Source organism: Tardiphaga sp. 813_E8_N1_3, from assembly GCF_051811025.1.
GTDB lineage: Bacteria > Pseudomonadota > Alphaproteobacteria > Rhizobiales > Xanthobacteraceae > Tardiphaga.
In genome coordinates, this window is sequence record NZ_JBPWQE010000001.1 from 430,276 (window position 1) to 455,717 (window position 25,442).

The following is a 25,442-nucleotide window of genomic DNA, read 5'->3' on the forward strand; positions in this document are numbered from 1 at the left end:
GCCGTTATGGCTGGATGATCTTCGGAGCGCGTGTCAATGACGACCTGGACCGAACTAGCCAAGCAACACGACCTCAAATATTTCCTCATTGCCTTTGTTGATCTGTTCGGCGGCATGCGCGCCAAGTTGGTGCCGGCGACCGCGATGGACAGCGTCGCGAAATCCGGCGCGGGCTTTGCCGGTTTCGCCGCCTGGTTCGACATGACGCCCGCCGATCCAGACGTCCTCGTGGTGCCGGACATGGAGACGCTGACGCTGCTGCCGTGGAAACCGGGCGTCGCCTGGGTCACCGGGGATCTCTATATGGGCGGGAAGCCCGTGGCGCAGAATCCGCGTCAGGTGCTGAAAGGCCTGATCGCAAAGGCCGCAGAGCAGGGCGTCGAACTCAAGACCGGCGTCGAGTGCGAATATTTTCTGATTTCGCCGGATGGTACTGCGATCTCCGATCCCGCCGATCAGCAGGCCAAGCCGTGTTACGACCAGCAGGCGCTGATGCGGCGCTACGAGATCGTCGCCGAAATCTGCGATGCGATGATTACGCTCGGCTGGAAGCCCTATCAAAACGATCATGAAGACGCCAACGGCCAGTTCGAGATGAACTGGGAATTCGACACCGCGCTGAAGACGGCCGATCGCCACGCCTTCTTCAAGTTCATGGTCAAGTCGATTGCCGAGAAGCACGGTTACAAGGCGACCTTCATGCCGAAGCCCTTCGCCAATCTCACCGGCAATGGCTGCCACGTCCATGCGTCGCTGTGGTCAACCAGGGACGGATCGAACGTATTTGAAGATGAGGCCGGTGAACTCGGTCTGTCGAAGACCGCCTATCACTTCATCGGCGGTCTCGTGCATTCGGCCGACGCGGTTTGCGCGATTACCAATCCGACGGTGAATTCCTACAAGCGCATCAACGCGCCACGCACGCTGTCCGGCGCGAGTTGGTCGCCGAACACGGTGACCCATGGTGGCAATAACCGCACCCACATGATCCGCATTCCCGATGCGGGCCGTTTCGAATTCCGTTTGCCCGACGGTGCGGTGAATCCGTATCTGCTGCCCGCGGCGTTGTTGGCCGCTGGCCTCGACGGCATGGCCAATGGCCGCGATCCCGGTCCGCGGCTCGACATCAACATGTATACCGAGCGCGACGCGACCACGAAGGTGAAGCAATTGCCGCTCAACCTGCTAGACGCCCTGCGCGCGCTTGAAGCATCCGAAGTGTTGAAGGCGCAGCTCGGAGAGGTCGTGGTCGGGTCGTACCTCAAGCTCAAACACAGCGACTGGAATGAGCACTGTCGTCAGCTCACCGAATGGGAGCGGCAGACGACTTTAGACTGCTGATACCGCACGTCCGTCGAAATTGCGTGCTATGAGTCCTGACTCAGGAGCGTCATTGGGTTGACGCAACGTTGCCGCAGGATCATTTCGCACCATGACGACCGGCGTCAGCGCGTTTTACGACGGCATTTCAATATTTTACGGTTTCAACCGGGTGATGGACCCGGCATTGTACAAGCCGCTGCCGGATGACTGGATCATCGGCGTCGCCGATATCGTGGAATCCACCAAGGCCATCGCCGAACAGCGCTACAAGGCCGTCAACATGGCCGGCGCTGCCGTCATCGCGGCCGTGACCAATGCGCTGGACGGCCGCGAATTCCCGTTCGTGTTCGGCGGCGATGGCGCAAGCTTCGCGGTCTCGCCGGATGATCTGGATCGCGCCCGCGGGGCATTGGCGGCGACGGCGACCTGGGTGAAGCACGATCTCGATCTCGTGATGCGCGTGGCCCTGGTGCCGATTAAAGACATCCGTGCGCAGGGGCTCGATGTGCGCGTGGCGCGCTTCGGTCCGTCGAAGAACGTGTCTTATGCGATGTTTTCCGGTGGCGGATTGGGTTGGGCAGAGGCCGCGATGAAGCGCGGCGAATTCGCGGTGACGCCGGCACCTGTCGGGACCTATCCCGATCTCTCCGGGCTCTCATGTCGTTTCGAGGAAATTCCATCGGCACATGGTTTGATTCTGTCGGTGCTGGTGACGGCTGCAGCGGGAGCCGATACATCCGCATTTCGTTGCGTCATCGAGGACATTATCGCGCTGGTCGAACGCAGTCCAAATGCGGGCCGTCCCGTGCCTGCCGGCGGTCCAGTGTTGAGGTGGCCGCCTGCAGGGCTGGGCTATGAGATTCTGGCCGGCCGAGGAGCTAACTCGCTGGCGCGCTTTCGCATACGGGTGCTCATGCGAACCCTGTTCGTCTATGTCGTGATGCGCTTCGGCATCAGCGTCGGCGGCTTCGTGCCGAAGACCTATGTGCAGCAACTGGTCGAGAATTCGGATTTCCGCAAATATGATGACAGCCTGCGCATGATTCTGGATTGCACGCCCGATCTCGAACGCGCACTGGAGCAGCGTCTTGTTGCGGCGGCCTCGGAAGGAACGGTACGCTATGGCCTGCATCGGCAGGATGCGGCGATGATGACGTGTTTCACGCCGTCAGCCATCCGCAGCGATCACGTCCATTTCATCGATGGAGCGCGCGGCGGCTATGCCTCGGCGGCCACCGCATTGAAGGCCATGTCAGTCTGAGAGAAGCGAACTGAGTTATCGGCCGACGCGGGTCCAGTTCTCGCCACCGCAGAATGCGCCGACACAGCCTTCGACCTTGAGCGTGTTCGGACCGGTCAGCGCGACGTTGCTTGTATAGATCTTCCCGTCATCGGCATTGTAGATCCGGCCCGACCACGTATTCGCGCCGGTAGAGCGCATGTCGTAGAACAGGTGAACGCCTATCATCGAGCGCTTGGCCAACGAGGGATCGGGATTCTTGTCGTCGATCGGCGGCTTGCCGGTCTGCGGATCGATCTTGTCGCGCAGCGAGACGATGGTGCCGCACAGGATGGTACCGCATTTGCTGACCCGCACTTGCGCATCGCCGGCCTGGGTCTGCCAGACGCCCGTCGCCTCGCCGCCCGATTGGGCTTGCGCAGCGGAGCCTGCGAACACCGCACCCAGCAATGCGATCATAACGGTGAATCTGGCGGCCATGCGTGTCTCCTCGGATCAGGCGGTCTGCATAACAAGAAATGGGATTTGTGCAATGCCGCGGCGCTGCGTTTGAGGCTACTCAGCGTCTCAAATGATCATGATAGATTCAATTTGACGCAGTTCGCTCAAGCAGACCGGCACGGGTCACCATGGCAATCCGCAGAGGTCCATCTCGCCTTCATGCGGTGCGCGCTTCAGGTAGGAGACCAGTGGCGTCATGATATCGAAACGCACGCGTTCGCCGCTCTGTTCGGCATAGACCTCGCCGATGAACGGCTTCCAGTTGCGGCGGGTGTAAAAATCCACATTGTGCGGTTCGCTGAACAGCAGCGCAAAATCGGTGGCGCGTTCGTCTTTCAGCGTATGGAGCGCGGCGGTGAGCGCCAGGCTCGCCAGCCCGCGACGACGATAGTCGGGATGCGTCACAACGCCGCCAATGCCGCCAATCCGCGTCTTGCGATCCTTCCATATGCCTTCGCGCCGATACAGGCCGACATGGCAGACCGGCTGTCCGTCGTCCTCCACGATGACCCGCAATTCGGGATAGGCGAAGACCACGTGTCCCCAGGGCAGTTTCTCGACGGCCTCGCGCGGCCAAACCAGGTCGAACAGCGGTTTGACGCTCGGCCATGAGGCATCGCCGGTCACAATCTCGATTTCGATGCTCATTTCGGTCGCCACCTCTGCGCTTTGTGCAGCCCTTATAGGTCGGTCCGAGGGTAGTAAACCTGTCGAATCCGGTGCTTATCTGAGAATAATATTCTAGGGATCAAGGAAACGTTGGAATGACCGAGGCGGAGCTCTCCAAATACCAGCGCTGGGCGATTTTGGCCGGCGCGGCGACGCTGTTGAGCCTGGCCATGGGCATGCGCCAGAGCTTCGGCCTGTTTCAACCCTCGATTCTGCGCGACACCGCCATCACCACGGCCGATTTTTCGCTGGCCACCGCTTTGCAGAACGTGATCTGGGGCATCTCGCAGCCTTTCATCGGTGCCATCGCCGATCGTTTCGGCACCCGTCACGTGATGATTATCGGCGTTTTGATTTATGCGGCCGGCCTCGTCTTCATGATGGTCGCGACCACGCCGCTGGTTTTCACCCTCGGCGCCGGCCTGTGTGTCGGCCTCGCGCTGTCCTGCACGGCATCGAGCATGACCATGACGGTGGCCTCGCGCAGTGTGTCGGCAGCCAAGCGCAGCGTCACCATGGGCGCGGTGTCGGCCGCTGGTTCGCTCGGCCTCGTCATTGCCTCGCCGCTGGCGCAGACGCTGATCTCGACCGCCGGTTGGCAGGTCGCGCTGATCGGCTTCCTTGGTCTGGCTGCCGTGATGGTCCCGGCCGCATTGTTTGCCGGCCAGTCCGACAAGATCGAGCACGCGGCGATCGATGAGGCACCGCAATCGATGAGCGAAGTGGTGCAGTCCGCACTCGGCCATTCCGGTTATATCGTGCTGGCGCTGTCATTCTTTGTTTGCGGCCTGCAGCTTGTCTTCATCACGACGCATCTGCCGAACTATCTGGCGATCTGCGGCCTCGATGCATCGCTCGGTGCGACGGCGCTGGCGCTGGTTGGCCTGTTCAACGTATTCGGCTCCTACGCCTTTGGCTGGCTTGGCGGCCGTTATCCGAAGCAGATTTTGCTCGGCGGAATTTACATCGCCCGCTCACTGGCGCTCGCCACCTACTTCTATTTCCCGGCAACGCCGACCACGACCATGATTTTCGCGGCCGTGCTGGGATCGCTGTGGCTCGGCGTGGTGCCGCTGGTAAACGGCCTCGTTGCGCAGCTGTTCGGGTTGCGCTTCATGGCGACACTCACCGGCATCGCCTTTCTCAGCCATCAGGCAGGATCTTTCCTCGGCGCCTGGGGTGGTGGAATGATCTTCTCGCATCTCGGCAATTACGACCGTGCGTGGCAATTCGCCGTCGTGATCGGGCTGGTCGCCGGATGCTTCCAGATGCTGATGAATGTGAAGCCACCGGTGCGACGCGATGCGGTCCCCGCTGCGATGCCGAGTGCCGCCTGATCGCGGAGGGGGAAGCGATCGGGATCGCAGGCGATCGAGATCGCGAAGATGGGAGTGTCGGAGCCGGCCGGAACCTTCTATAAGGGTTCCCGTTAAGCCAACTCTCCCATTATTGCGGATCTGGACCCATGACCTTCACGCTTCCCAACCTGCCTTACGCCTATGACGCGCTCGCGCCGCATATGTCGAAGGAAACGCTGGAATTCCATCACGATAAGCACCATCAGGCTTACGTGACCAACGGCAATAACCTGCTGAAGGGCACCGAATTCGAAGGTAAATCGCTTGAAGAGATCGTGAAGGGCTCGTTCGGCAAGAATGCCGCGCTCTTCAACAATGCCGGTCAGCACTACAACCATCTCCACTTCTGGAACTGGATGAAGCCGAACGGCGGTGGCGACAAGCTGCCCGGCCGTCTGGAGAAGAAGATCACCGAGGATCTCGGCGGTCTCGAAAAGTTCAAGACCGACTTCGCCGCTGCGGGCGTCGGCCAGTTCGGCTCCGGCTGGGCCTGGCTCTCGGTCAAGAACGGCAAGCTGGAAATCTCCAAGACCGCCAACGGCGAAAGCCCGCTGGTTCATGGCGCGACCCCGATCCTCGGCGTCGACGTCTGGGAACACTCCTACTACATCGACTACCGCAACCGTCGTCCCGACTATTTGAAGGCGTTCGTCGATCACCTCGTGAACTGGGAATATGTCGACGAGCAGTTCGGCAAGGCCGTCTGATCGCATTCGATTTACGTTTAATGACGTGTGGGAAGGGCGGTGGCGCAAGCTGCCGCCCTTTTTCGTTGTCTTGACGTTTTTGCGTCTTGGTCGGCTTGCCGCGGCTTGCCGTCGCAGACACGCTGCGGCAGAACGGAATGACGTGAGCCACCAAGCGCAGCGGGTGTTCGATGAATTATGTTTTGGTTTTTGTTGGCGGCGGCCTTGGCGCCACCTTGCGTCATGTCATCAACATGACCTGCGCCCGCTGCATGGGGACAGCGTTCCCGTGGGGCACCTTCATCATCAACATCACCGGCTCCACGGTGATGGGCCTGATCGCCGGCTATCTCGCTTACAAGGGCGAGGCCTCGCAGCCATGGCGGTTGTTCCTGATGACCGGCATTCTCGGCGGCTACACGACCTTTTCGGCCTTCTCACTGGATACGGCAGTGCTCTATGAGCGCGGCGAACTGGGTCTCGCTCTGGCCTATGTGCTGGGGTCGGTAGTGCTGTCGATTGCCGGGCTTTTTGCCGGTCTGGCGCTGGTCCGCCATTTCGCCTGAACTCTCCCGGGCTTGCGGTATGTTATAATATAACATAAATGAGTGTCAGGCGCTTCTGGCGCCCGATGTTCATTGGCCAGGCCCGAATTCATGGCGCAGTCCCATTCCCACGGTCATGACCATTCCCATGGTCACGCGCACGGCCAAGGTCATACCCACAGCCATGGCCCGGCAAGCCCGCATCCGGCCCAGCCAGCGCCTTGGTCGATTCTGCGCATGACATTACCGGCCAGGCTCGGTGCCGCTCTGGCGGTCTCCGTAGCACTCTGGGCGGTGGTTCTGCTGGCGATGAGGCCGTCATGACGGCACAGCTCGCTTTCCAGAACGTCACACTGGGCTATGACCGTCATCCCGCCGTGCATCACCTCAATGGGGAGATCGCGGCCGGTAGCCTGTTGGCGGTGGTCGGTCCCAATGGCGCCGGCAAGTCCACGCTGTTTCGCGGCATCGTAGGCATCCTGAAGCCGCTGACGGGCGCGATCACACTTGGCGACCTGAAGGCGCGCGACATCGCTTACCTGCCGCAGAGCGTCGATATCGACCGCACGTTCCCTATCTCGGTGTTCGATTTCGTCGGCACTGGCCTATGGCGCGCGACAGGCATATTCGGCGGCCTTGGCAAGACCGCGCGTGCGCAAATAGGACAGGCGCTCGCCTCTGTCGGCCTCAATGGATTCGAGAACCGCAATATCGGCACGCTGTCGGGCGGCCAGATGCAGCGCATGCTGTTTGCGCGGGTGTTGTTGCAGGACGCACGCGTCATCGTGCTCGATGAGCCGTTCAATGCGATCGACACCAAGACTTCGGCGGATCTGATTGCGCTGGTGCGTCACTGGCACGCAGAAAAGCGTACAGTGCTGGCGGCGCTGCACGATATGGAGATGGTGCGCGCGCATTTCCCGGAGACGCTGCTGCTGGCGCGCGGCTCCGTGGCCTGGGGACCGACCCAGCAGGTGCTGACGGCGGATAACCTGCTGGAGGCACGGCGCATGTGTGAGGCCTTCGACGATGGCGCGGGTACCTGCGTCGTCGATCCCGCACATTCGCGCGCGGCCTGATCGACATGCTTTACGATGCGCTGATCGCGCCTTTCCTCGAATTCGAATTCATGCGCCGCGCGCTGGCCGGTGTGGTTGCGCTGGCGCTTGGCGGCGCGCCAATCGGCGTATTCCTGATGCTGCGGCGGATGAGCCTTGTGGGCGATGCGATGGCGCATGCCATCCTGCCGGGGGCGGCCATCGGTTTCCTGTTCTCCGGGCTCAATTTATTCGCGATGACGTTCGGCGGCCTCATTGCAGGCTTTTCCGTCGCCTTGCTGGCGGGTCTCGTCTCGCGCGTGACGGTGATCAAAGAGGATGCGTCGCTTGCAGCCTTCTATCTCGTCTCGCTCGCGGTCGGCGTCACCATCGTCTCGATGCGCGGCACCAATATCGATTTGCTGCATGTGCTGTTTGGCAACATTCTCGCGCTGGACGACCAGACGCTGCTGGTGATCGCCTTCAACGCAACGATCACGCTGGTGGTGATGGCGGTGATCTATCGTCCGCTGGTGATCGAATGCGTTGATCCGGTTTTTCTGCGCACGGTCTCGCGCGCCGGTGCACCCGCGCATCTGGCGTTCCTTGCGCTGGTCGTCGTCAATCTCGTCAACGGCTTTCACGCGCTCGGCACGCTGCTCGCGGTGGGGCTGATGATCCTGCCGGCGGGCATCGCGCGGTTCTGGTCGCGCGATATCACGGGGATGATGATGATCTCCGTCGCGAGCGCGATGATCTCGGGTTACTTCGGTCTGGTGCTGTCGTTCCAGACCAAGGTGCCGTCCGGTCCTGCGATCATTCTGGTCGCCGCGGTGCTCTACGTATTTTCGATTTTGTTCGGCAATGTCAGTGGCTTGGTGAGGCAGTTGTTCCCCGGCCGGCATCTTGAGGCATAGGTGTGTCAGTCATGCGGAAATCCAGCGTATTCGTCCTTTGTGCCGCCCTATCGCTGCTCAATGCGATCCTTCCCGCACGTGCGCAGGACAAGATCAACATCGTCGCCAGTTTCTCCATCCTGGGTGACTTCGTGCGCAATGTCGGCGGCGAGCGGATAGCTGTGACGACGCTGGTTGGCCCGAATGGCGATGCGCATGTCTACACACCCACGCCGCAGGACGCGAAAAAGATCGCCGATGCGAAGCTCGTTGTCGTCAACGGTCTCGGCTTCGAAGGCTGGTTGCCGCGGCTGGTGAAATCATCCGGCGGCAAGGCGACGGTTGTCACCGCAACCCAGGGCATCGCACCGCGTAAGCTCGACTCCCATGAAGATCCCCATGCCTGGCAGTCGGTGGGCAATGCCAAGGTCTATGTCGCAAACATTCGCGATGCGCTGGCCAAGGCCGATCCGGCCGGTGCGGACACCTACAAGGCAAACGCCGAGGCCTATCTCGCGAAGCTGGCCGTCCTCGATAATGACGTGAAGGCCGCTGTCGCCGGCATTCCCGCGGCACATCGCAAGGTGATCTCGACCCACGACGCCTTCGGCTATTTCGCGGCGGCCTATGGCATCGAATTTATTGCGCCGCAGGGCGTTTCGACGGATTCCGAGCCCAGCGCCAAGGATATCGCGGTCATCATCACCCAGCTCAAGATCTCGAAAATTCCGGCTGTTTTTCTGGAAAACATCGCCGATCCCCGGCTGATGCGCCGGATCGCCGCCGAGACCGGGGCAAAAATCGGCGGAACGCTGTTTTCGGACAGTCTGACGGCCGAAAACGGCGATGCACCCACTTACATTGATATGGTCAGGCACAATATAAAGGCGCTGACGAGCGCGCTGACCAGTTAGCGCAGGGGCACCCCTGCTGCCGGCGCTGCCCTGAAAAGACCCCGCCGGAGTGATCATGTCTGAAGCGACTGCCAACAAAATTCCCGTGACCGTGCTGACCGGCTATCTCGGCGCCGGCAAGACTACGCTGTTGAACCGCATCCTGTCGGAAAATCACGGCAAGAAATACGCTGTGATCGTCAACGAATTCGGCGAGATCGGCATCGACAACGACCTCATCATCGGCGCGGACGAAGAAGTGTTCGAGATGAACAACGGCTGCGTCTGCTGCACCGTGCGCGGCGACCTCGTGCGCATCCTCGACGGCCTCATGAAGCGCAAGGGCAAGTTCGACGCCATCATCGTCGAGACAACTGGCCTCGCCGATCCTGCCCCGGTGGCGCAGACCTTCTTTGTCGACGAGGACGTGCAGGCCCATGCACGGCTCGATGCCGTCGTGACCGTGGCCGATGCCAAATGGCTGAGCGACCGCCTCAAGGATGCGCCGGAAGCCAAGAACCAGATCGCTTTCGCCGACGTCATCGTGCTGAACAAGATCGATCTCGTGTCGAAGCCCGAGCTCGCCGAAGTCGAAGCGCGCATCCGCGCCATCAACCCCTATGCCAAGCTGCACAAGACCGAACGCGCGCAGGTGAAGCTGTCCGACGTGCTGGAGCGTGGTGCTTTCGATCTCGATCGCATTCTAGAAATCGAGCCGGAATTCCTCAACGCGGACGACGGTCACGATCATCATGACCACGATCACGGCCATCATCACCATGATCATGGCCACGGTGGTTTGAAGCACTATCACGACGAGGACATGCACTCGATGTCGCTGCGCACCGACAAGGCGCTCGATGCCTCGACATTCATGCCGTGGCTGCAGGATCTGATGGCCAAGGAGGGCGGCAAGATCCTGCGCTCCAAGGGCATCCTGTCGTTCTCCGGCGATGATGACCGCTACGTGTTTCAGGGCGTGCATATGATGCTGGAAGGCGATCATCAGCGGCCGTGGAAGGACGGCGAGAAGCGCGAAAGCCGCCTCGTCTTCATCGGTCGCGATCTGCCCGAGCAGCTGATCCGCGACGGCTTCGAACGCTGCATCCCGTCCTGATGTCCGATTTCAATCCGCTGCAGGAGCAAGAATCCATCGTCTCGGTCACCGACCGCGTGTTGCCGGTGGCCATTGGCGCGTCGGTCACGGCCGTGCATTTTCTCGGTGACAAGGCTGCCTTCGTTGGCGCCGAGGAGAAAGTCACACTGGTCGATCCGGCGGGTGCCATGTTGCCCGTCGAGGTCGCATTCGGCGGCATCCTGTGCTCGACCTCCGACGGCAAGCGCATCGTCATGGGCTGTGACGACGGCAAGGTCGTCGTGCTCGACCGCGACGGCGCAGTTTCGACCTTTGCGACCGACGCCAAGCGGCGCTGGATCGACAGTGTAGCTTTGCATCCCGATGGCGCTGTTGCGTGGTCGGCGGGCAAAACGGCCTTCGTGCAGGCGCCGAAGGGCGAGGTGAAATTCTTCGAGGTGCCATCGACCGTTGGCGGCCTTGCATTCGCGCCCAAAGGGCTGCGGCTCGCGATAGCCCACTACAACGGCGTGACGCTGTGGTTTCCCAACATGGCCGGCAATGCCGAAGTACTGGAATGGGCCGGGTCGCATCTCGGCGTGACATTCAGCCCGGACAACAAGTTTCTGGTTACCGCGATGCATGAGCCGGCCCTGCATGGCTGGCGTCTCGTCGACGGCAAGCACATGCGCATGACCGGCTATCCCGCACGCGTGCGCTCGATTTCCTGGAGCGCCGGCGGCAAGGGTCTGGCGACATCGGGCGCCGATACGGTCATCATCTGGCCGTTCGCCAGCAAGGACGGCCCGATGGGCAAGGAGCCGGCGATGCTGGCGCCGCTGAAGGCCAAGGTCACCATGGTGGCCTGTCATCCCAAGCAGGACATCCTGGCCGCCGGTTACAGTGACGGCACCATCCTGATGGTCCGCATGACCGATGGCGCGGAAATTCTGGTACGTGCCAACAAGGGGCAGCCCGTCAGCGCACTCGCCTGGAATGCCAAGGGCACACTACTCGCCTTCGCCGATCAGGACGGCGACGCGGGATTGCTGGAGCTGTAGCTCTTTCACCTCCCCTGTGGGGAGAGGGGAGTTCACGACGGTTGGTGCGAGGCGGCATTGTCATCCGCCCGTCACTTCCTGTACGCATGCAGGCATCATGCGATTTTTGGCGACATTCCAGACTTACGACTTCCTCGACACGCTGCTCAGCCTGGCCACGGCCTTTGTGCTGGGTACGCTGATCGGTGCGGAGCGACAATATCGCCAGCGCACCGCGGGCCTGCGCACCAATGTGTTGGTGGCGCTCGGGGCGGCCGCTTTCGTCGATCTCGCGATGCAGCTGCACGGTGCCGATGGCGCGGTGCGCGTGATCGCCTATGTCGTCTCCGGCATCGGCTTTCTCGGTGCGGGCGTCATCATGAAGGAAGGCACCAATGTGCGCGGCCTCAATACGGCGGCGACGCTGTGGAGTTCCGCGGCGGTCGGCTCCTGCGCCGGCGCGGACATGATCGCACAGGCTATCGCGCTTACGTTTTTCGTGCTGGCCGGCAATACGCTGCTGCGGCCGCTGGTGAATGCGATCAACCGGGCGCCGCTGGACGCGAAGTCGTCGGAAGTGACCTACTACGTGCGGCTCACGGTCTCGCCCGAGGTAGTACCCGAGATGCGCGAGCGCCTGCAGGAGACGCTGGAAGCCGCAAAATATCCGGTCGGCGATGTCGATGTGATCGAGCAGAGCGACACCCAGCAGGAGATCGTCGCCACGCTGGTCTCGACGGCCGTCGATCCCAAGGAGCTGGATGCCGTGGCCGCCCGGCTCGAGGCGTATGCGGGTGTGCGCAACGCCACATGGGACGTCAGCACCAAGGACTAGTCGTCCAAAAGAAGTCCAAGGCGCCATCGGCGATCTGCGACTTTCCGGCTCGGGAACTTTGGCGGCGGGCTCCCGTTGTCACCGCACATTAACTGCGGTGGATGCCATGATCTCGACGACCCAGATGCGCGTGTTCCGGACTTATTTCGCGATCGCGATCTTGGCGACGGCTGCAGGATTGGGCGCATCGACCTCGGCCACGGCGAGACTCACTTTGACCCCGCCGTCGGCGCGACTGGCGCAGGCGACGCCACCCTTGCAGTCGACACCGGGTGCTGAAAGCAAGCCAGCAGCACCGTCTGAGCCGGCGACAACTGGCCAGCGTCCGCAGGAAATCCCACCGCAGCCGGCCCGCCCGGACGCAGAAGCGCGTGATGCCGGCGCCAAACCGGCGCTGCCGCCCGCACCGGCTGAGAAGGTCGCGCCGCCGATCACGGCGAAGTAAGGTGCTGCCCGCAATCTAGTCTCGCTCATTTCACATGCCGCCCCCATACTCCCCGGCAACGAGATCACAAGGGGCTGCAAATGAAGATCGATGACGTCCGACGCAACGCCTATTCGATGCCGCTGACCAATCCGTCGTTTCCGCCCGGGCCCTACAAATTCTACGACCGCGAATATTTCATCATCAGCTATCGCACCGACATGGAAGCGCTGCAGGCCGTGGTGCCGGAGCCGCTCGAAATCGTCGACAATATCGTGAAATACGAATTCATCCGCATGCCGGATTCCACCGGCTTCGGCGATTACACCGAAACCGGGCAGGCGATCCCGGTGCGCCTTAATGGCGTCGAGGGCGTCTATATCCACTCGATGTATCTCGACGACGATGCGCCGATCGCCGGCGGGCGCGAGCTGTGGGGCTTTCCGAAGAAGCGCGCGACGCCGAAGATCGCGGTCGAGAGCGACGTGCTGGTCGGCACGCTGCATTACGGCTCGGTGCTGTGTGCGTCAGGCACCATGGGCTACAAGCACCGACCGGTGGATCATAACACGGTGATGCATGCGCTGACGGTGCCGAACTTTATTCTCAAGATCATCCCGCATGTCGACGGCACACCGCGCATCTGCGAGCTGGTGCGCTATCACCTGGAAGAGATCAATCTCAAGGAAGCCTGGACCGGACCTGCGGCACTCGGCCTGTTTCCCCATGCGCTCGCGGATGTGGCGCGTCTGCCGGTCAAAGAAGTCGTGTCAGCGCTGCACTTCAAGTGCGACCTGACGCTCGGATTGGGCGAGGTGGCGTTTGATTATCTGGCGAAGTGACGAGTGTCGGTTCGAACAAAAAAGGCGGCAGTGTCTGACACTGCCGCCTTCGTCGTTACTCATTCAGGCTGAGCACTCAGTTCAACGCACCAGCACATTCTTGAACTGCCACGGATCGCTCGTGTCGATATCTTCCGGGAACAGGCCCGGGCGACCTTCGAGCGGCGTCCAGTCGGTGTAATAGCCCTTCACCGGGCCGAGATAGGGCGTCTGGATCTCCAGCAGACGCTCGAAGTCGATCTCGTCGGCCTCGACGATGCCTTCGTTCGGGTGCTCCAGCGCCCAGACCATGCCGCCGAGCACGGCCGAGGTCACCTGCAGGCCGGTGGCGTTCTGATAGGGCGCGAGTTCACGCGTCTCCTCGATGGAGAGCTGCGAGCCGAACCAGTAGGCATTGTTGTCGTGGCCGTAGAGCAGCACGCCGAGTTCGTCGATGCCGTCGACGATATCGTTCTCGTCGAGGATGTGATGCTTCACCTGCATCTTGCCGGAGCCGAACATCTCGTGCAGCGACAGCACCGCGTCATCCGCCGGATGATAGGCATAGTGGCAGGTCGGCCGGAACACCGCGGTGCCCGAGGCGTCGCGCACCGTGAAATAATCGGAGATCGAGATCGACTCATTGTGGGTGACGAGGAAACCGTATTGCGCGCCGCGCGTCGGGCACCAGGTGCGCACGCGCGTATTGGCGCCGGGCTGCATCAGGTAGATCGCAGCGCCGCAGCCAGCCTCGTGGGTGTGCGCATTTTCCGGCATCCACTTTTCATGGGTGCCCCAGCCGAGTTCGGACGGCTGCACGCCTTCCGAGAGGAAGCCTTCGACCGACCAGGTGTTGACGAAGACCTCCGGCGGCTTCGGCGACTTGGAGCGTTGGGTATCGCGCTCGGCGATATGGACGCCCTTGATGCCGGCCTGCCGCATCAGGTCCGCCCATTCGGCCTTGGTCTTCGGCTGCGGGGCATTGAGCTTCAGGTCGGAAGCGACATTGAGCAGCGCCTGCTTGACGAAAAAGGAGACCATGCCGGGATTGGCGCCGCAGCAGGAGACGGCCGTGGTTGAGCCGGGCTTGCGCGCCTTCTTGGCGGCCAGCGTCGTTTCGCGCAATGCGTAGTTGGAGCGTGCTTCGGCGCCCTTCGACGCGTCGAAATAGAAGCCGAGCCAAGGCTCGTTGACCGTGTCGATGTAAAGCGCGCCAAGCTCGTTGCAGAGCTCCATGATATCGACCGAGCCGGTATCGACCGAGAGGTTCACGCAGAAGCCTTGGCCGCCGCCTTCGGTGAGCAGCGGCGTTAGCAGTTCGCGATAATTCTCCCGGGTCAGGCCCTGCTGGATGAAGCGCAGGCCGTGCTTGTCGCACAGCGCCTTGCGGCCTTCGTCCTTGGGGTCGAGCACGGTGATGCGCGACTTGTCGTAGTCGAGATGCCGCTCAATCATTGGCACCATGCCTTTGCCGATCGAGCCGAAGCCGACGATCACGATGGGGCCAGTGATCTTCGCGTAGATCGGCGAGACGGGGGGTGAGGACATCAGCTTCTAACTCCAGACAGGATCAAGATGAACGCGCTGCGTCGTGCGCGGTTGGGAAAGGACAGTGACGATGTGACATCAGAATGAAATTTCGGGAATGAAATCTCGATGCCGGTATTAAATGCAGCTCACCGCCGTATGCCGACCGAGAGAACGGTCAGCGAACGCGGTTCCCCCGAGGGCGTCTCGAATGTAATGGACTGCCCCGCAGAAAGGCCGATAAGCGCGGCTCCGATCGGGGTCAATACCGAAATTCGCCCGGCGTCCACGTCGGCGGAGGTCGGATAGACCAGTGTGACGTGCTTTTCCTGCCCGCTGATATCGTCACGGAACGTCACATCGGACTCCATGCCGACGATCCCGGGCAATGGATGAGTGTCAGGCACGATCGTCGCGCGCTCAACTTCGCCGGCCAGAAAGTCGGCGGTCACGGGGGACTTCTCTGCAGCGGCCTCGGCCAGTACGCCGAGACGCTCACGGTCGCTGCGGCGGAGTGTGATGGGCGGCAGCTCAGTGCGAAGGGAATGGATCATGGGTTTCACAGCCAAATGACGCCCGGCACGCAACGCGCCCGAGCATGCCAGAAATGATGAGGATGCTGAAATCGAACAAGCCCGGACGGCACGCGCGCGTGCGCCCGGGTCACATTCCTGCTTGAAGGTGACCGGCGCGGAGCAGTAAGCGGTTGCGGGGCAGGTTCGTCATGATGGCCGAAACCTATGTATCCTGCAGTGAAAGTCAACCGGCGATGGCGCCGTTGATAGCAGCGACGTCCAATGGGTGTGTCTGAAGCGCGGTTGACGATCAGCTGCGCCGCTTGGCGGTGACTTCGATTTCGACTTTCATCTCGGGCTTGTAGAGCCCGGAGACCACGAGAAGCGTGGCGGCGGGCCTGATCTCGCCGAGATGGGTGCCGGTCACCGCGAACACCTTGTCGGCGTCGCTGGCGTCGGTGATGTAGTAAATCGCACGCACGATATCGGCCATAGTAAAGCCGGCCTCCTTCAGCGCTGCTTCAATGGTCTTGAAGCAGTTCTGTGCCTGTGCCGTGACGTCGGCCGGCAAGATCATGGTGGTGTAATCGTAGCCGGTGGTTCCGGACACGAAGCAGAAATCGCCGTCGACCACCGCACGGCTGTAGCCAGCGGTCTTTTCGAATGGCGATCCGGTGGAAATCAGTTTGCGTGTCATTACCAGGCTCTCCTGCAGAGGTGAGCCCCGAAATGCCGTGTCTTGATGGTCAAATCAAGCTGCGTGGGCCAGATCGGCAGGCTCAGCAGCTTTGCGGACCCATTTATCGCTTCCGAAGATGATGCCGCGGGCGCCATCCAGCGCTCCGGGCTTCAGTTCGAGGCCGAGCAGGCGATCACGCTCGAACGGGCCGGGCAGCGCCAGATCGGTCATTTTCCGGGGCATGAAGCCGAAGCGGGCGTAATAAGGCGCATCGCCGAGCAGCACGACGGCGCCGTGGCCGCGCGCCGAGGCCTCGGCGATCGCGTGATTCATCAACGCGGCGCCAAGGCCAAGGTCGCGGGCACCCGGATCGACTGCCAGGGGGCCGAGCATCAAAGCGGCTCGGCCCCCGGCATCGACATGCCAAAGCCTGATCGTGCCGACCAGCCTGCCTTGCACCACCGCCGAGAAGGCCAGGCCTTCGGCGGGCAGTCGTCCGTCACGCAGTCGCTGGCAGGTGCGGGCATGGCGCGAAGCGCCGAAGCACACATCCAGCAGAGATTCACGGGCGGCGATGTCGGAGCCACGTTCCGCACGGATCTCGTACGAAGGGGCTGCGATGGGCAGGGCAACAGTGTTGTTAGTGGCGGTCTCGTGCAGATCGGTCATGGCATGTCGGTCCCCACTCCGTTTTTCACACGGAGTGTTGTCATCCAGAATTGGAAGGTGACGGGATGAGAGCCGGCGGGCCGGCTCTCCGATTAGTCATATCCGGGGTAGGGGCCGGATATAGTGAGCGAAGTCAGATATGCAACGCTCAGATATGGAAGGTGCGCAGCGGCGGGAAGCCGTTGAACGCCACTGCCGAGTAGGTCGAAGTATAGGCGCCGGTGCCTTCAATCAGCAGCTTGTCGCCGATCTCGAGCGTCACGGGCAGCGGATATGGCAGCTTCTCATACATCACGTCGGCCGAATCGCAGGTCGGGCCAGCGAGCACGCAGGGCGTCATCTCGGCGCCGTCATGCGGCGTCTTGATGGCGTAGCGGATCGATTCGTCCATGGTCTCGGCGAGACCGCCGAACTTGCCGATGTCCAGATACACCCAGCGCACATCGTCCTCGTCGCTCTTCTTCGAGATCAGAACGACTTCAGCTTCGATGATGCCGGCATTGCCGACCATGCCGCGACCCGGCTCGATGATGGTCTCCGGAATCGCATTGCCGAAATGCTTGCGCAGCGCACGGAAGATCGAACGGCCGTACTGCACGACCGCCGGGACTTCCTTGAGGTACTTGGTCGGGAAGCCGCCGCCCATATTGACCATGGACAGGTTGATCCCGCGCTCGGCGCAGTCACGGAACACCGACGAGGCCATCGCCAGCGCACGGTCCCATGCCTTCACCTTGCGCTGCTGCGAGCCGACATGGAACGAAATGCCATAGGGCTCCAGGCCAAGACGCTTGGCGAGATCCAGCACGTCGACAGCCATTTCCGGATCGCAGCCGAACTTGCGCGACAGCGGCCACTCGGCGCCGGCGCAATCGTAGAGGATGCGGCAGAACACGCGGGCGCCGGGAGCGGCGCGCGCGATCTTCTCGACCTCAGCGGCGCAGTCGACCGAGAACAGGCCGATGCCGAGCGCGTGGGCGCGCGCGATATCGCGTTCCTTCTTGATGGTGTTGCCGAAGGAGATGCGGTCCGGCGTGGCGCCAGCGTCGAGCGCCATCTGGATTTCCTGCACCGACGCGCAGTCGAAGCACGAGCCCATCGAGGCCAGCAGCGACAGCACTTCCGGCGCCGGGTTTGCCTTCACCGCATAGAACACGCGGCTGTCGGGCAAAGCCTTCGCAAAGCTCTGGAAGTTGTCGCGCACGACTTCGAGGTCGACGACGAGGCATGGCTCGACATCGGTGCCCTCGTTGCGGCGGGCGCGGAGGAATTCCTGGATACGTTCGGTCATAGCACTCTCCCAAACGGCCCCGCGAAAGGGTCACGTTCAAAAAATGATGACGGTTCAGCGCTTTCGGACCCAGGCACGCGATGGAGGCGTGACAAAGCCAAAAGTACAGACCGTAAGTGCTGCCGTGGATTGGTTGGGAGTGACCCTACCGCACACCTGGCAATGAAGGACAAGCCTCTTCGGTATTCGCGCTGGCTGTTGGAAAGCCAGCAGAGACCAAAAAAGCCCGCTCCGTCGTTGCTTTAAGTCGCGTCCCCCGTTGAGAACGAGGTGCGCCGGTTCGCCTCCGGCTGCCAGTCACGGTTGCAAAGAACAAAGTCACCTTCAACGGCATCTCTGGAGAGAGATGCTGGCCTTTCGCAAAACTCCGCGAACGACCCTCGGCTTCTTCATCCCTTGGCGGCTGTCCGGCCTCTTGTCCGGATACCTACCGACTGACACACGACCACAGGCACGTGCGAAATTGGGCAAGACCGGAAATAGGTTCTTTGACCCTGGCACGCAACATTTTTTTTGGGCTGTGGGGCATTTTATTCAACACCATCCCGCAGCGTTGCAAACCAGACGCACTCCGCGCGCTCAACATGAACGGATGTTAAGTTCGGTTAAGGAATTGGCGTAGTCTAAGGCTGGCGTGGAGTGCTGAACTACACCAGCGTCATGGTCCTGTAGTCGTCCTCTCGTCCTGCTGTCATCTCGCTCTCGGTTGCCGTCCTCCGCGAAAGCGGAGAATCCAGTAAACGCTGTAGCCGGCGACGAATCGCGAACCGTGCCGGTCGCTGGGGCGCCCAATTCAAGCACGCAATTGCGCGCCTGGATGGGCGATGACAGTTGAGTGTGAGGAAGCCGGAGAGTGGAGCTGCGCGGGCGCGCAGCTCTCAGCCGCGGCGGGTGAACGGCTCGATCCGTGCGGCGGTGCGCAGGAAGGCGACCATGATGGCGACGCCGCACAGGAACAGGCAGACCTGCAGGATGTGCTCGCCGGTGGTGGAGAGGCCGAACAGGATCGACAGCGCCCAGCCGCCCGCGAAGGCGGCACCGAACACTTCCGCGCCGATCAGGATCGCCGCCGAGATGACGGTGATGACGCTGGGCCAGTAGATGCGGCGGGGGGCTGTAGAGGTGGTCATAATCTCAAGGTCCTGTTTCGGGCCGCAATCTCTCCGAAAAAGCCTGCTGCGGCAAGCACTAAAGGGCCCAAAAAAGCCCCATCGCATGGTATAGATCGACGCATTCTATGGGCTTCAAAGCAGGATTTCTTATGTCAGAAACGTCGGTCTCGCCGGTTGCGTCGAAAGGTCTCGAAAATCCGCTTCTGAAAGCCTGGCAGACCCCGTTCGAGACCCCGCCGTTCGACGAGATCAAGCCCGAGCACTTCATGCCGGCCTTCGAACAGGCGTTTTTCGATCATTCGGCCGAGATTGCCGCGATCGTGAACGATCCGACGGTGCCGGACTTCGCCAATACGATCACGGCGCTGGAGCGCTCCGGCAAGCTGCTCAGCCGCGTGGCGTCGGTGTTCTACGATCTGGTGTCGGCGCATTCCAATCCGGCGATCCTGGAGATCGACAAGGACGTGTCGTCGCGGATGGCGCGGCACTGGAATCCGATCATGATGAATGCCGTATTGTTCGGCCGCATCGTGGCGCTGCACGACAAACGCGCCGAGCTCGGCCTCACCACCGAACAGATGCGTCTCCTGGAGCGGACCTATACGCGCTTCCACCGCTCCGGCGCCGGCCTCGACGAGACCGCCAAGGCGCGGATGGCTGAGATCAACGAGCGTCTCGCGCATCTCGGCACCAGTTTCAGCCATCATCTGCTCGGCGACGAGCAGGAGTGGTTCATGGAGCTGGGCGAAGGCGATCTCGACGGCCTCGCCGAGAGCTTTGTCGCTTCGGCCAAGGCCTCGGCCGACGAGCGCGGCATGACCGGCAAGGCGATCATCACCACGTCACGCTCCTCGATGGAGCCATTCCTCAAGAGCTCAGCGCGGCGCGACCTGCGCGAGAAGGCCTACAAGGCCTTCATCCAGCGCGGCAATAACGGCAATGCCAATGACAACAACGAGACCATCGTCGAAATCCTGAAGCTGCGCGAAGAGACCGCGAAAATCCTGGGCTTCCCGACCTTCGCCGCCTACCGCCTCGAAGATTCCATGGCGAAGACGCCGGAAGCCGTGCGCGGTCTGCTGGAGCGCGTCTGGAAGCCGGCACGCGCACGTGCGCTGGCCGACCGCGATGCGCTGCAGGAGCTGATTGCGGAGGAGGGGGGCAACTTCAAGCTCGCTGCTTGGGATTGGCGCTATTACGCCGAAAAGCTGCGCCAGCGCCGCGCCAATTTCGACGATGCGGCGATCAAGCCGTATCTGACGCTTGACCATATGATCGCGGCGCAATTCGACACCGCGACCCGGCTGTTCGGCATCACCTTCGCCGAGCGCAAGGATGTGCCGGTGTGGCATCCCGACGTCCGCGTCTGGGAGGTCAAGGATGCTGCGGGCGCGCTCAAGGCGATCTTCTATGGCGACTACTTCGCGCGATCGTCGAAGCGCTCCGGCGCCTGGATGACCTCGCTGCGCGATCAGCAGAAGCTCGACGGCGACGTCGCGCCGCTGGTGCTGAACATCTGCAACTTCGCCAAGGGCACCGACGGCCAGCCGTCGCTGCTGTCGCCGGACGACGCGCGCACGCTGTTCCATGAATTCGGCCATGGCCTGCACGGCATGCTGTCCAACGTCACCTATCCCTCGCTGTCGGGGACGTCAGTATTCACCGACTTCGTCGAACTGCCGTCGCAGCTCTATGAGCACTGGCAGGAGCAGCCGCAGGTGCTGCAGACTTTTGCCAAGCACTACCAGACCGGCGAACCGCTGCCGGACGATTTGCTCAAGCGCTTCATTGCCGCCCGCAAGTTCAACCAGGGCTTTGCCACGGTGGAGTTCGTTTCCTCGGCGCTGATCGACCTCGAATTCCACACCCAGCCGGCCTCGGCATCAGCCGATGTCGCCGCCTTCGAGAGGAAGGAGCTGGAAAAGATCGGCATGCCCGAGGAGATCGCGCTGCGGCACCGGCCGACCCAGTTCGGCCACATCTTCTCCGGCGATCACTACGCGTCTGGCTACTATAGCTACATGTGGTCCGAAGTGATGGATGCGGACGCCTTCGGTGCGTTCGAGGAAGCCGGCAACATCTTCGACCCGGCGGTGGCCAAGCGGCTGCATGACGATATCTATTCGTCGGGCGGTTCGGTCGATCCGGAAGCGGCCTATATCGCATTCCGTGGTCGTGCCCCGGCGCCGGATGCGCTGCTGCGGCGGCGCGGGTTACTGGAAGAGCCTGAGGCGGCGTGAGGTGATACTTCTGATGAACCGATTTCTTGGTCTGATCGCGATCATGGCTGCGCTGGCCGGCAGCATCAGCGCCGCCTCCGCCCACCCGCATGTCTTCGTCACGGCATCGAGCGAACTGATCTACGCACCGGACGGCACAATCACAGGTGTACGTCATGCCTGGGTGTTCGACGATATGTTCTCGACCTATGCGCTGCAGGGCATCGAGAGCAAGACAAAGGGTGTCTATACCCGCGAGGAGCTGGCGCCGTTGGCCCAGACCAATGTGGAGTCGCTGAAGGAATTCGCCTTCTTCACCTTCGCCAAGGTGGAGGGCAAGAAGCAGCGCTTCAACGATCCGGTCGATTACTATCTGGAAAAGCGCGACGCGGCGCTGGTGCTGCATTTCACGCTGCCGTTCAAGACGCCGTTCAAGGCCAAGAAGATGGAGCTCGAAATCTTCGATCCGAGCTTCTTCGTCGATTTCGGTCTGGAGAAGAAAGATCCCATCAAGCTCGCCGGCGCACCGGCCACCTGCACGATGGCGATCCAGCGCCCGTCGGACGGCGCCGCCAAGGCGCAGACCATGAATGAAGACACCTTCATGAATGGCGAGAACAGCAATTACGGCGCCATGTTCGCCAACAAGATCACGGTCGATTGCCCATGATGTTCGAGAAAATGACGATGCGCCGCCTGTTCTGGGCCTGCGCTGCATTGGTGGCCATGTCGGTAATTGCCGATGGCGCGCTGCATGATGTGTTCGCGCAGAATCCGTTCGCGGCGCCGAAGGGCGTGCCGGATTCGCAGGTCGGTGGCATCATCGGCTGGCTGCTGACCAAGCAGTCCGAATTCTACCGGGCGATGTCCGCGACCATCCGTGCCGCCAAATCCGACGGCAGCGCGGTGTGGACGCTGTTGGCGATTTCCTTTGCCTACGGCATCTTCCATGCCGCCGGCCCCGGACACGGCAAGGCGGTGATCTCGTCCTATCTCGTCGCCAATGAAGAGACCGCCAAGCGCGGCATCGCGTTGTCCTTCGTCTCGGCGCTGATGCAGGCGCTGGTGGCGGTGCTGATCGTCGGCATTGGCGCCTGGCTGCTGAATGTCACGGCCAAGACCATGTGCAGCACCGAGCGCTGGGTCGAGATCGCCAGCTACGGCCTGATCGCGGCGTTCGGCGCGCGGCTGGTCTGGAGCAAAGGGCGCGGGTTCTTCCGCGCCTTGCGGCCATCGCTGCCGGCTGCCGGGCCGCAGCTCGCGATGGCGCATGCCAACGCGTCCGCGCATACGCATGATGATGGCCATGACGACCATCACCACGACCACCATCATGGGCATGCGCACGCTCATTCTCATGCACATGCCCATTCGGCGCATGCCGAGGCAACGGCCTCAGCGCATGTGCATCACGATCGCAGCCATCACGATCACGTTCATGACGAGCATTGCGGCCATTCCCATGGCCCGACGCCGGATCAGCTCGCCGGCCCCGGTGGCTGGGCGCGCGGACTATCGGCCGTGTTCACCGTGGGTATCCGGCCATGCTCGGGCGCGATCCTGGTGCTGGTATTTGCGCTGGCGCAGGGCATGTTCTGGGCCGGCATCGCGGCCACCTTCGTGATGGGTCTGGGAACCGCGATTACCGTGGCGACCATTGCCGTCATTGCCGTCTCCGCCAAGGGTCTCGCCGGTCGTCTGGCCGGCGGCCGCGATGGCAGCGGCGCACTCGTGATGCGCGGGATCGAATTCGGCGCCGCGGCGCTGGTGATGCTGTTCGGCGTCGGCCTGCTGCTGGGTTATGTCGCGGCCGAACGCGTCACCTGTTTCTGATCGCTGTCCTGTCCGTTGAGGACAGTCCGTCGTCTTGACAAGCTCCAGCCAAAGCGCGAAGCCACCGGCATCATGACAAATGTCGTTTCCCTCGAGCAGCAACCGGCCTCCACTCTGGAGATACCGGAGCGCGTCGGCGTCTTGCTGGTCAATCTCGGAACTCCCGACACCGCGGATACCCGCGGCGTCCGCGTCTATCTCAGAGAGTTCCTGTCCGATCCGCGCGTGATCGAGAACCAGGGCCTGCTGTGGAAGCTGATCCTCAACGGCATCATTCTGACCACGCGCCCGCGCCGCAAGGCCAAGGACTATCTGAAGATTTGGAACACGGAAAAGAACGAATCTCCGCTGAAGACGATCACCCGCGCGCAGTCGGACAAGCTCGCGGCATCACTCGATAGCCATACCCATCTCGTGGTGGACTGGGCGATGCGCTACGGCAATCCGTCGATCCGTTCCCGCATCGCTGAACTCACGGCAAAGGGGTGCGACCGCATACTGGTGGTGCCGCTCTATCCGCAATATTCGGCCGCGACGTCTGCGACGGTCTGCGACGAAGTGTTCCGCGTACTCGGCACCATGCGTGCGCAGCCGACGCTGCGGGTCACGCCACCCTATTATGACGAGCCGGATTATATCGGCGCGCTGGCGACCTCGATCGAGAAGCATCTGGCGACGCTGTCATTCGTGCCGGAAATGATCGTGGCGTCGTTCCACGGCATGCCGCAGAAATACATCGACAAGGGCGACCCCTATCAGGCGCAATGCGTGGCCACAACCGAAGCGCTGCGCAAGCGGCTCGGGCCGGATGCGCCGAAGTTGTTGCTGACCTTCCAATCCCGTTTCGGATTCGATGCCTGGCTTCAGCCGTATACGGACAAGACCATCGAGCAGCTTGCCAAGGACGGCGTGCGGCGCATTGCTGTCGTGATGCCGGGCTTCTCGGCCGACTGCCTGGAGACGCTGGAAGAGATCGCGCAGGAGAATTGCGAGATCTTCATGCACAATGGCGGCGAGCAATTCTCGGCGATCCCCTGCCTCAACGACAGCGACGAGGGCATGGACACGATCCGCCAGCTGGTGCTCCGCGAGCTGCAAGGCTGGATCTAGAAGCCATCCGGCTCCGCGGCCAGCGCCGCCTCCTCGTGCAGATATGACGGCGCTCGCTTTTCCCGGTCTCGAACCTTAAAATCCTCCCTGACGACAAAACAACGAGGCGCCATGTGTTGCGCGTTCATTTTGCCGCAGGGAGACTTTGATGTCCGGTTACGACATTTTTGCCATCGCCGTTGTACTGCTGATCATCTTTACGCTGTTTGCCGGCGTGAAGACCGTGCCGCAGGGCTATGACTGGACCATCGAGCGTTTCGGCAAGTTCACCCGTACGCTGTCGCCGGGCCTCAATCTCATCATCCCGTATTTCGACCGCGTCGGTCGCAAGATGAACATGATGGAGCAGGTGATCAGCATCCCCGAGCAGGAAGTGATCACCAAGGACAACGCCACCGTCACCGTGGACGGCGTCGCGTTCTTCCAGGTGTTCGACGCGGCCAAGGCAAGCTACGAAGTGTCCGACCTCAATCAGGCGATCATCGTGCTGACCATGACCAATATCCGTTCGGTAATGGGCTCGATGGATCTCGACCAGGTGCTGTCGCATCGCGATGAGATCAACGAGCGGCTGCTGCGCGTCGTCGATGCCGCGGTGTCGCCATGGGGCCTCAAGGTCAACCGCATCGAGATCAAGGACATCGTGCCGCCGGCGGATCTGGTCGAGGCGATGGGCCGGCAGATGAAGGCCGAACGCGTCAAGCGCGCCGATATCCTGCAGGCCGAGGGCCAGCGCCAGTCGGAGATTCTCCGTGCCGAAGGCGCCAAGCAGGGCCAGATCCTTCAGGCGGAAGGGCGCCGCGAGGCTGCGTTCCGTGATGCCGAGGCACGCGAGCGGTCCGCAGAGGCCGAAGCCAATGCAACGCGGGTGGTGTCGGAGGCAATTTCGAAGGGTGACGTTGCGGCGCTGAACTACTTTATCGCCGATAAATACATCAAGGCGTTTGGCCAGCTTGCGGAATCGCCGAACCAGAAGGTCATCATGCTGCCGGTGGAAGCCATGAGCATGCTGGGCTCGCTGGCCGGCATCGGCGAGATCGCCAAGGCGACCTTCGGTGAGAACTCGACCTCGGCGCAGGCTGCTGCACGCCGCAGCGGTTCGGTGCCGCTGGCCGGATCGCCGCCGCCGTCACCGCAACGCTGA

27 protein-coding genes are annotated in these 25,442 nt (G+C 61.9%); 19 read left to right on the plus strand and 8 right to left on the minus strand.

Features of this window, described 5'->3' with window-relative positions:
* Positions 1 to 36 precede the first annotated feature (36 nt).
* Both glnT and AB8A33_RS02040 read left to right on the plus strand, forming a co-directional pair.
* A complete protein-coding gene (gene glnT / locus AB8A33_RS02035; protein WP_439091222.1) occupies positions 37 to 1,341 on the plus strand; it encodes a type III glutamate--ammonia ligase in 1,305 nt (434 codons plus the stop codon).
* A 91-nt stretch (positions 1,342 to 1,432) separates the two neighbouring features.
* A complete protein-coding gene (locus AB8A33_RS02040; protein ID WP_439091223.1) occupies positions 1,433 to 2,584 on the plus strand; it encodes a DUF3095 domain-containing protein in 1,152 nt (383 codons plus the stop codon).
* A gap of 15 nt (positions 2,585 to 2,599) precedes the next feature.
* Here the strand turns inward: AB8A33_RS02040 and AB8A33_RS02045 are convergent, their stop codons facing one another.
* Both AB8A33_RS02045 and AB8A33_RS02050 read right to left on the minus strand, forming a co-directional pair.
* Positions 2,600 to 3,043, minus strand: a complete 444-nt coding sequence (locus AB8A33_RS02045) for a DUF2147 domain-containing protein (protein ID WP_439091224.1) — start codon at positions 3,041 to 3,043, stop codon at positions 2,600 to 2,602.
* 144 nt (positions 3,044 to 3,187) lie between these two features.
* Positions 3,188 to 3,712 (minus strand): GNAT family N-acetyltransferase, encoded by a 525-nt coding sequence (locus AB8A33_RS02050; protein WP_439091225.1) that lies wholly within the window; start codon positions 3,710 to 3,712, stop codon positions 3,188 to 3,190.
* 116 nt (positions 3,713 to 3,828) lie between these two features.
* Between AB8A33_RS02050 and AB8A33_RS02055 the strand changes: the two genes are divergently transcribed.
* The 12 genes from AB8A33_RS02055 to AB8A33_RS02110 all read left to right on the plus strand — a co-directional run bounded on the left by AB8A33_RS02055 (position 3,829) and on the right by AB8A33_RS02110 (position 13,364).
* Positions 3,829 to 5,070 carry an MFS transporter gene (locus tag AB8A33_RS02055; RefSeq protein ID WP_439091226.1) on the plus strand — a complete coding sequence of 414 codons (1,242 nt, stop codon included), beginning with the start codon at positions 3,829 to 3,831 and terminating at the stop codon, positions 5,068 to 5,070.
* A gap of 128 nt (positions 5,071 to 5,198) precedes the next feature.
* Positions 5,199 to 5,798: a superoxide dismutase gene (locus AB8A33_RS02060; RefSeq protein WP_093757222.1), complete on the plus strand. Its 600-nt coding sequence runs from the start codon at positions 5,199 to 5,201 to the stop codon at positions 5,796 to 5,798.
* A gap of 170 nt (positions 5,799 to 5,968) precedes the next feature.
* Entirely contained in the window at positions 5,969 to 6,343 is a 375-nt protein-coding gene (gene crcB, locus AB8A33_RS02065) for a fluoride efflux transporter CrcB (RefSeq protein ID WP_439091227.1), read from the plus strand.
* 90 nt (positions 6,344 to 6,433) lie between these two features.
* On the plus strand, positions 6,434 to 6,646 hold the full coding sequence (locus AB8A33_RS02070; protein WP_439091228.1) for a hypothetical protein: 213 nt from the start codon (positions 6,434 to 6,436) through the stop codon (positions 6,644 to 6,646).
* On the plus strand, positions 6,643 to 7,401 hold the full coding sequence (locus AB8A33_RS02075) for a metal ABC transporter ATP-binding protein (protein WP_439091229.1): 759 nt from the start codon (positions 6,643 to 6,645) through the stop codon (positions 7,399 to 7,401). The genes AB8A33_RS02070 and AB8A33_RS02075 overlap by 4 nt, the downstream gene beginning before the upstream one ends.
* A gap of 5 nt (positions 7,402 to 7,406) precedes the next feature.
* On the plus strand, positions 7,407 to 8,276 hold the full coding sequence (locus AB8A33_RS02080) for a metal ABC transporter permease (protein WP_439091230.1): 870 nt from the start codon (positions 7,407 to 7,409) through the stop codon (positions 8,274 to 8,276).
* Between the two features lie 11 nt (positions 8,277 to 8,287).
* On the plus strand, positions 8,288 to 9,169 hold the full coding sequence (locus tag AB8A33_RS02085; RefSeq protein WP_439091231.1) for a metal ABC transporter substrate-binding protein: 882 nt from the start codon (positions 8,288 to 8,290) through the stop codon (positions 9,167 to 9,169).
* 55 nt (positions 9,170 to 9,224) lie between these two features.
* Positions 9,225 to 10,265 (plus strand): CobW family GTP-binding protein, encoded by a 1,041-nt coding sequence (locus tag AB8A33_RS02090; RefSeq protein ID WP_439091232.1) that lies wholly within the window; start codon positions 9,225 to 9,227, stop codon positions 10,263 to 10,265.
* A complete protein-coding gene (locus tag AB8A33_RS02095; RefSeq protein WP_439091233.1) occupies positions 10,265 to 11,284 on the plus strand; it encodes a WD40 repeat domain-containing protein in 1,020 nt (339 codons plus the stop codon). The genes AB8A33_RS02090 and AB8A33_RS02095 overlap by 1 nt, the downstream gene beginning before the upstream one ends.
* A 97-nt stretch (positions 11,285 to 11,381) precedes the next feature.
* Positions 11,382 to 12,098: an MgtC/SapB family protein gene (locus tag AB8A33_RS02100; RefSeq protein ID WP_315843938.1), complete on the plus strand. Its 717-nt coding sequence runs from the start codon at positions 11,382 to 11,384 to the stop codon at positions 12,096 to 12,098.
* A gap of 106 nt (positions 12,099 to 12,204) precedes the next feature.
* On the plus strand, positions 12,205 to 12,543 hold the full coding sequence (locus AB8A33_RS02105; RefSeq protein WP_439091234.1) for a hypothetical protein: 339 nt from the start codon (positions 12,205 to 12,207) through the stop codon (positions 12,541 to 12,543).
* Positions 12,544 to 12,623: 80 nt separating this feature from the next.
* Positions 12,624 to 13,364, plus strand: coding sequence for an acetoacetate decarboxylase (locus AB8A33_RS02110; RefSeq protein WP_439091235.1), 741 nt, complete (start codon positions 12,624 to 12,626; stop codon positions 13,362 to 13,364).
* An 81-nt stretch (positions 13,365 to 13,445) separates the two neighbouring features.
* Here AB8A33_RS02110 and AB8A33_RS02115 read toward each other — a convergent pair whose 3' ends face one another.
* From AB8A33_RS02115 to AB8A33_RS02140, 6 genes are all read right to left on the minus strand, one after another.
* The gene (locus AB8A33_RS02115; RefSeq protein WP_439091236.1) at positions 13,446 to 14,891 is read right to left on the minus strand and encodes a homospermidine synthase; all 1,446 of its coding nucleotides are present in this window, start codon (positions 14,889 to 14,891) and stop codon (positions 13,446 to 13,448) included.
* 128 nt (positions 14,892 to 15,019) lie between these two features.
* Complete coding sequence (gene rnk, locus AB8A33_RS02120) at positions 15,020 to 15,424, minus strand: nucleoside diphosphate kinase regulator (RefSeq protein ID WP_116663126.1); 405 nt, start codon at positions 15,422 to 15,424, stop codon at positions 15,020 to 15,022.
* A gap of 271 nt (positions 15,425 to 15,695) precedes the next feature.
* The gene (locus AB8A33_RS02125; RefSeq protein WP_439091237.1) at positions 15,696 to 16,082 is read right to left on the minus strand and encodes a RidA family protein; all 387 of its coding nucleotides are present in this window, start codon (positions 16,080 to 16,082) and stop codon (positions 15,696 to 15,698) included.
* Between the two features lie 54 nt (positions 16,083 to 16,136).
* Positions 16,137 to 16,733, minus strand: a complete 597-nt coding sequence (locus tag AB8A33_RS02130) for a GNAT family N-acetyltransferase (protein ID WP_439091238.1) — start codon at positions 16,731 to 16,733, stop codon at positions 16,137 to 16,139.
* Between the two features lie 148 nt (positions 16,734 to 16,881).
* Positions 16,882 to 18,024: a type III PLP-dependent enzyme gene (locus AB8A33_RS02135; protein ID WP_068728986.1), complete on the minus strand. Its 1,143-nt coding sequence runs from the start codon at positions 18,022 to 18,024 to the stop codon at positions 16,882 to 16,884.
* Between the two features lie 878 nt (positions 18,025 to 18,902).
* The gene (locus AB8A33_RS02140; protein WP_068728984.1) at positions 18,903 to 19,154 is read right to left on the minus strand and encodes a hypothetical protein; all 252 of its coding nucleotides are present in this window, start codon (positions 19,152 to 19,154) and stop codon (positions 18,903 to 18,905) included.
* 131 nt (positions 19,155 to 19,285) lie between these two features.
* Between AB8A33_RS02140 and AB8A33_RS02145 the strand changes: the two genes are divergently transcribed.
* From AB8A33_RS02145 to AB8A33_RS02165, 5 genes are all read left to right on the plus strand, one after another.
* On the plus strand, positions 19,286 to 21,376 hold the full coding sequence (locus AB8A33_RS02145; RefSeq protein WP_439091239.1) for a M3 family metallopeptidase: 2,091 nt from the start codon (positions 19,286 to 19,288) through the stop codon (positions 21,374 to 21,376).
* Positions 21,377 to 21,389: 13 nt separating this feature from the next.
* Complete coding sequence (locus AB8A33_RS02150; protein WP_439091240.1) at positions 21,390 to 22,025, plus strand: DUF1007 family protein; 636 nt, start codon at positions 21,390 to 21,392, stop codon at positions 22,023 to 22,025.
* Positions 22,025 to 23,188 (plus strand): nickel/cobalt transporter, encoded by a 1,164-nt coding sequence (locus AB8A33_RS02155; protein ID WP_439095833.1) that lies wholly within the window; start codon positions 22,025 to 22,027, stop codon positions 23,186 to 23,188. The genes AB8A33_RS02150 and AB8A33_RS02155 overlap by 1 nt, the downstream gene beginning before the upstream one ends.
* A 72-nt stretch (positions 23,189 to 23,260) precedes the next feature.
* Complete coding sequence (gene hemH / locus AB8A33_RS02160) at positions 23,261 to 24,298, plus strand: ferrochelatase (protein WP_439091241.1); 1,038 nt, start codon at positions 23,261 to 23,263, stop codon at positions 24,296 to 24,298.
* 148 nt (positions 24,299 to 24,446) lie between these two features.
* On the plus strand, positions 24,447 to 25,442 hold the full coding sequence (locus AB8A33_RS02165; RefSeq protein ID WP_439091242.1) for an SPFH domain-containing protein: 996 nt from the start codon (positions 24,447 to 24,449) through the stop codon (positions 25,440 to 25,442).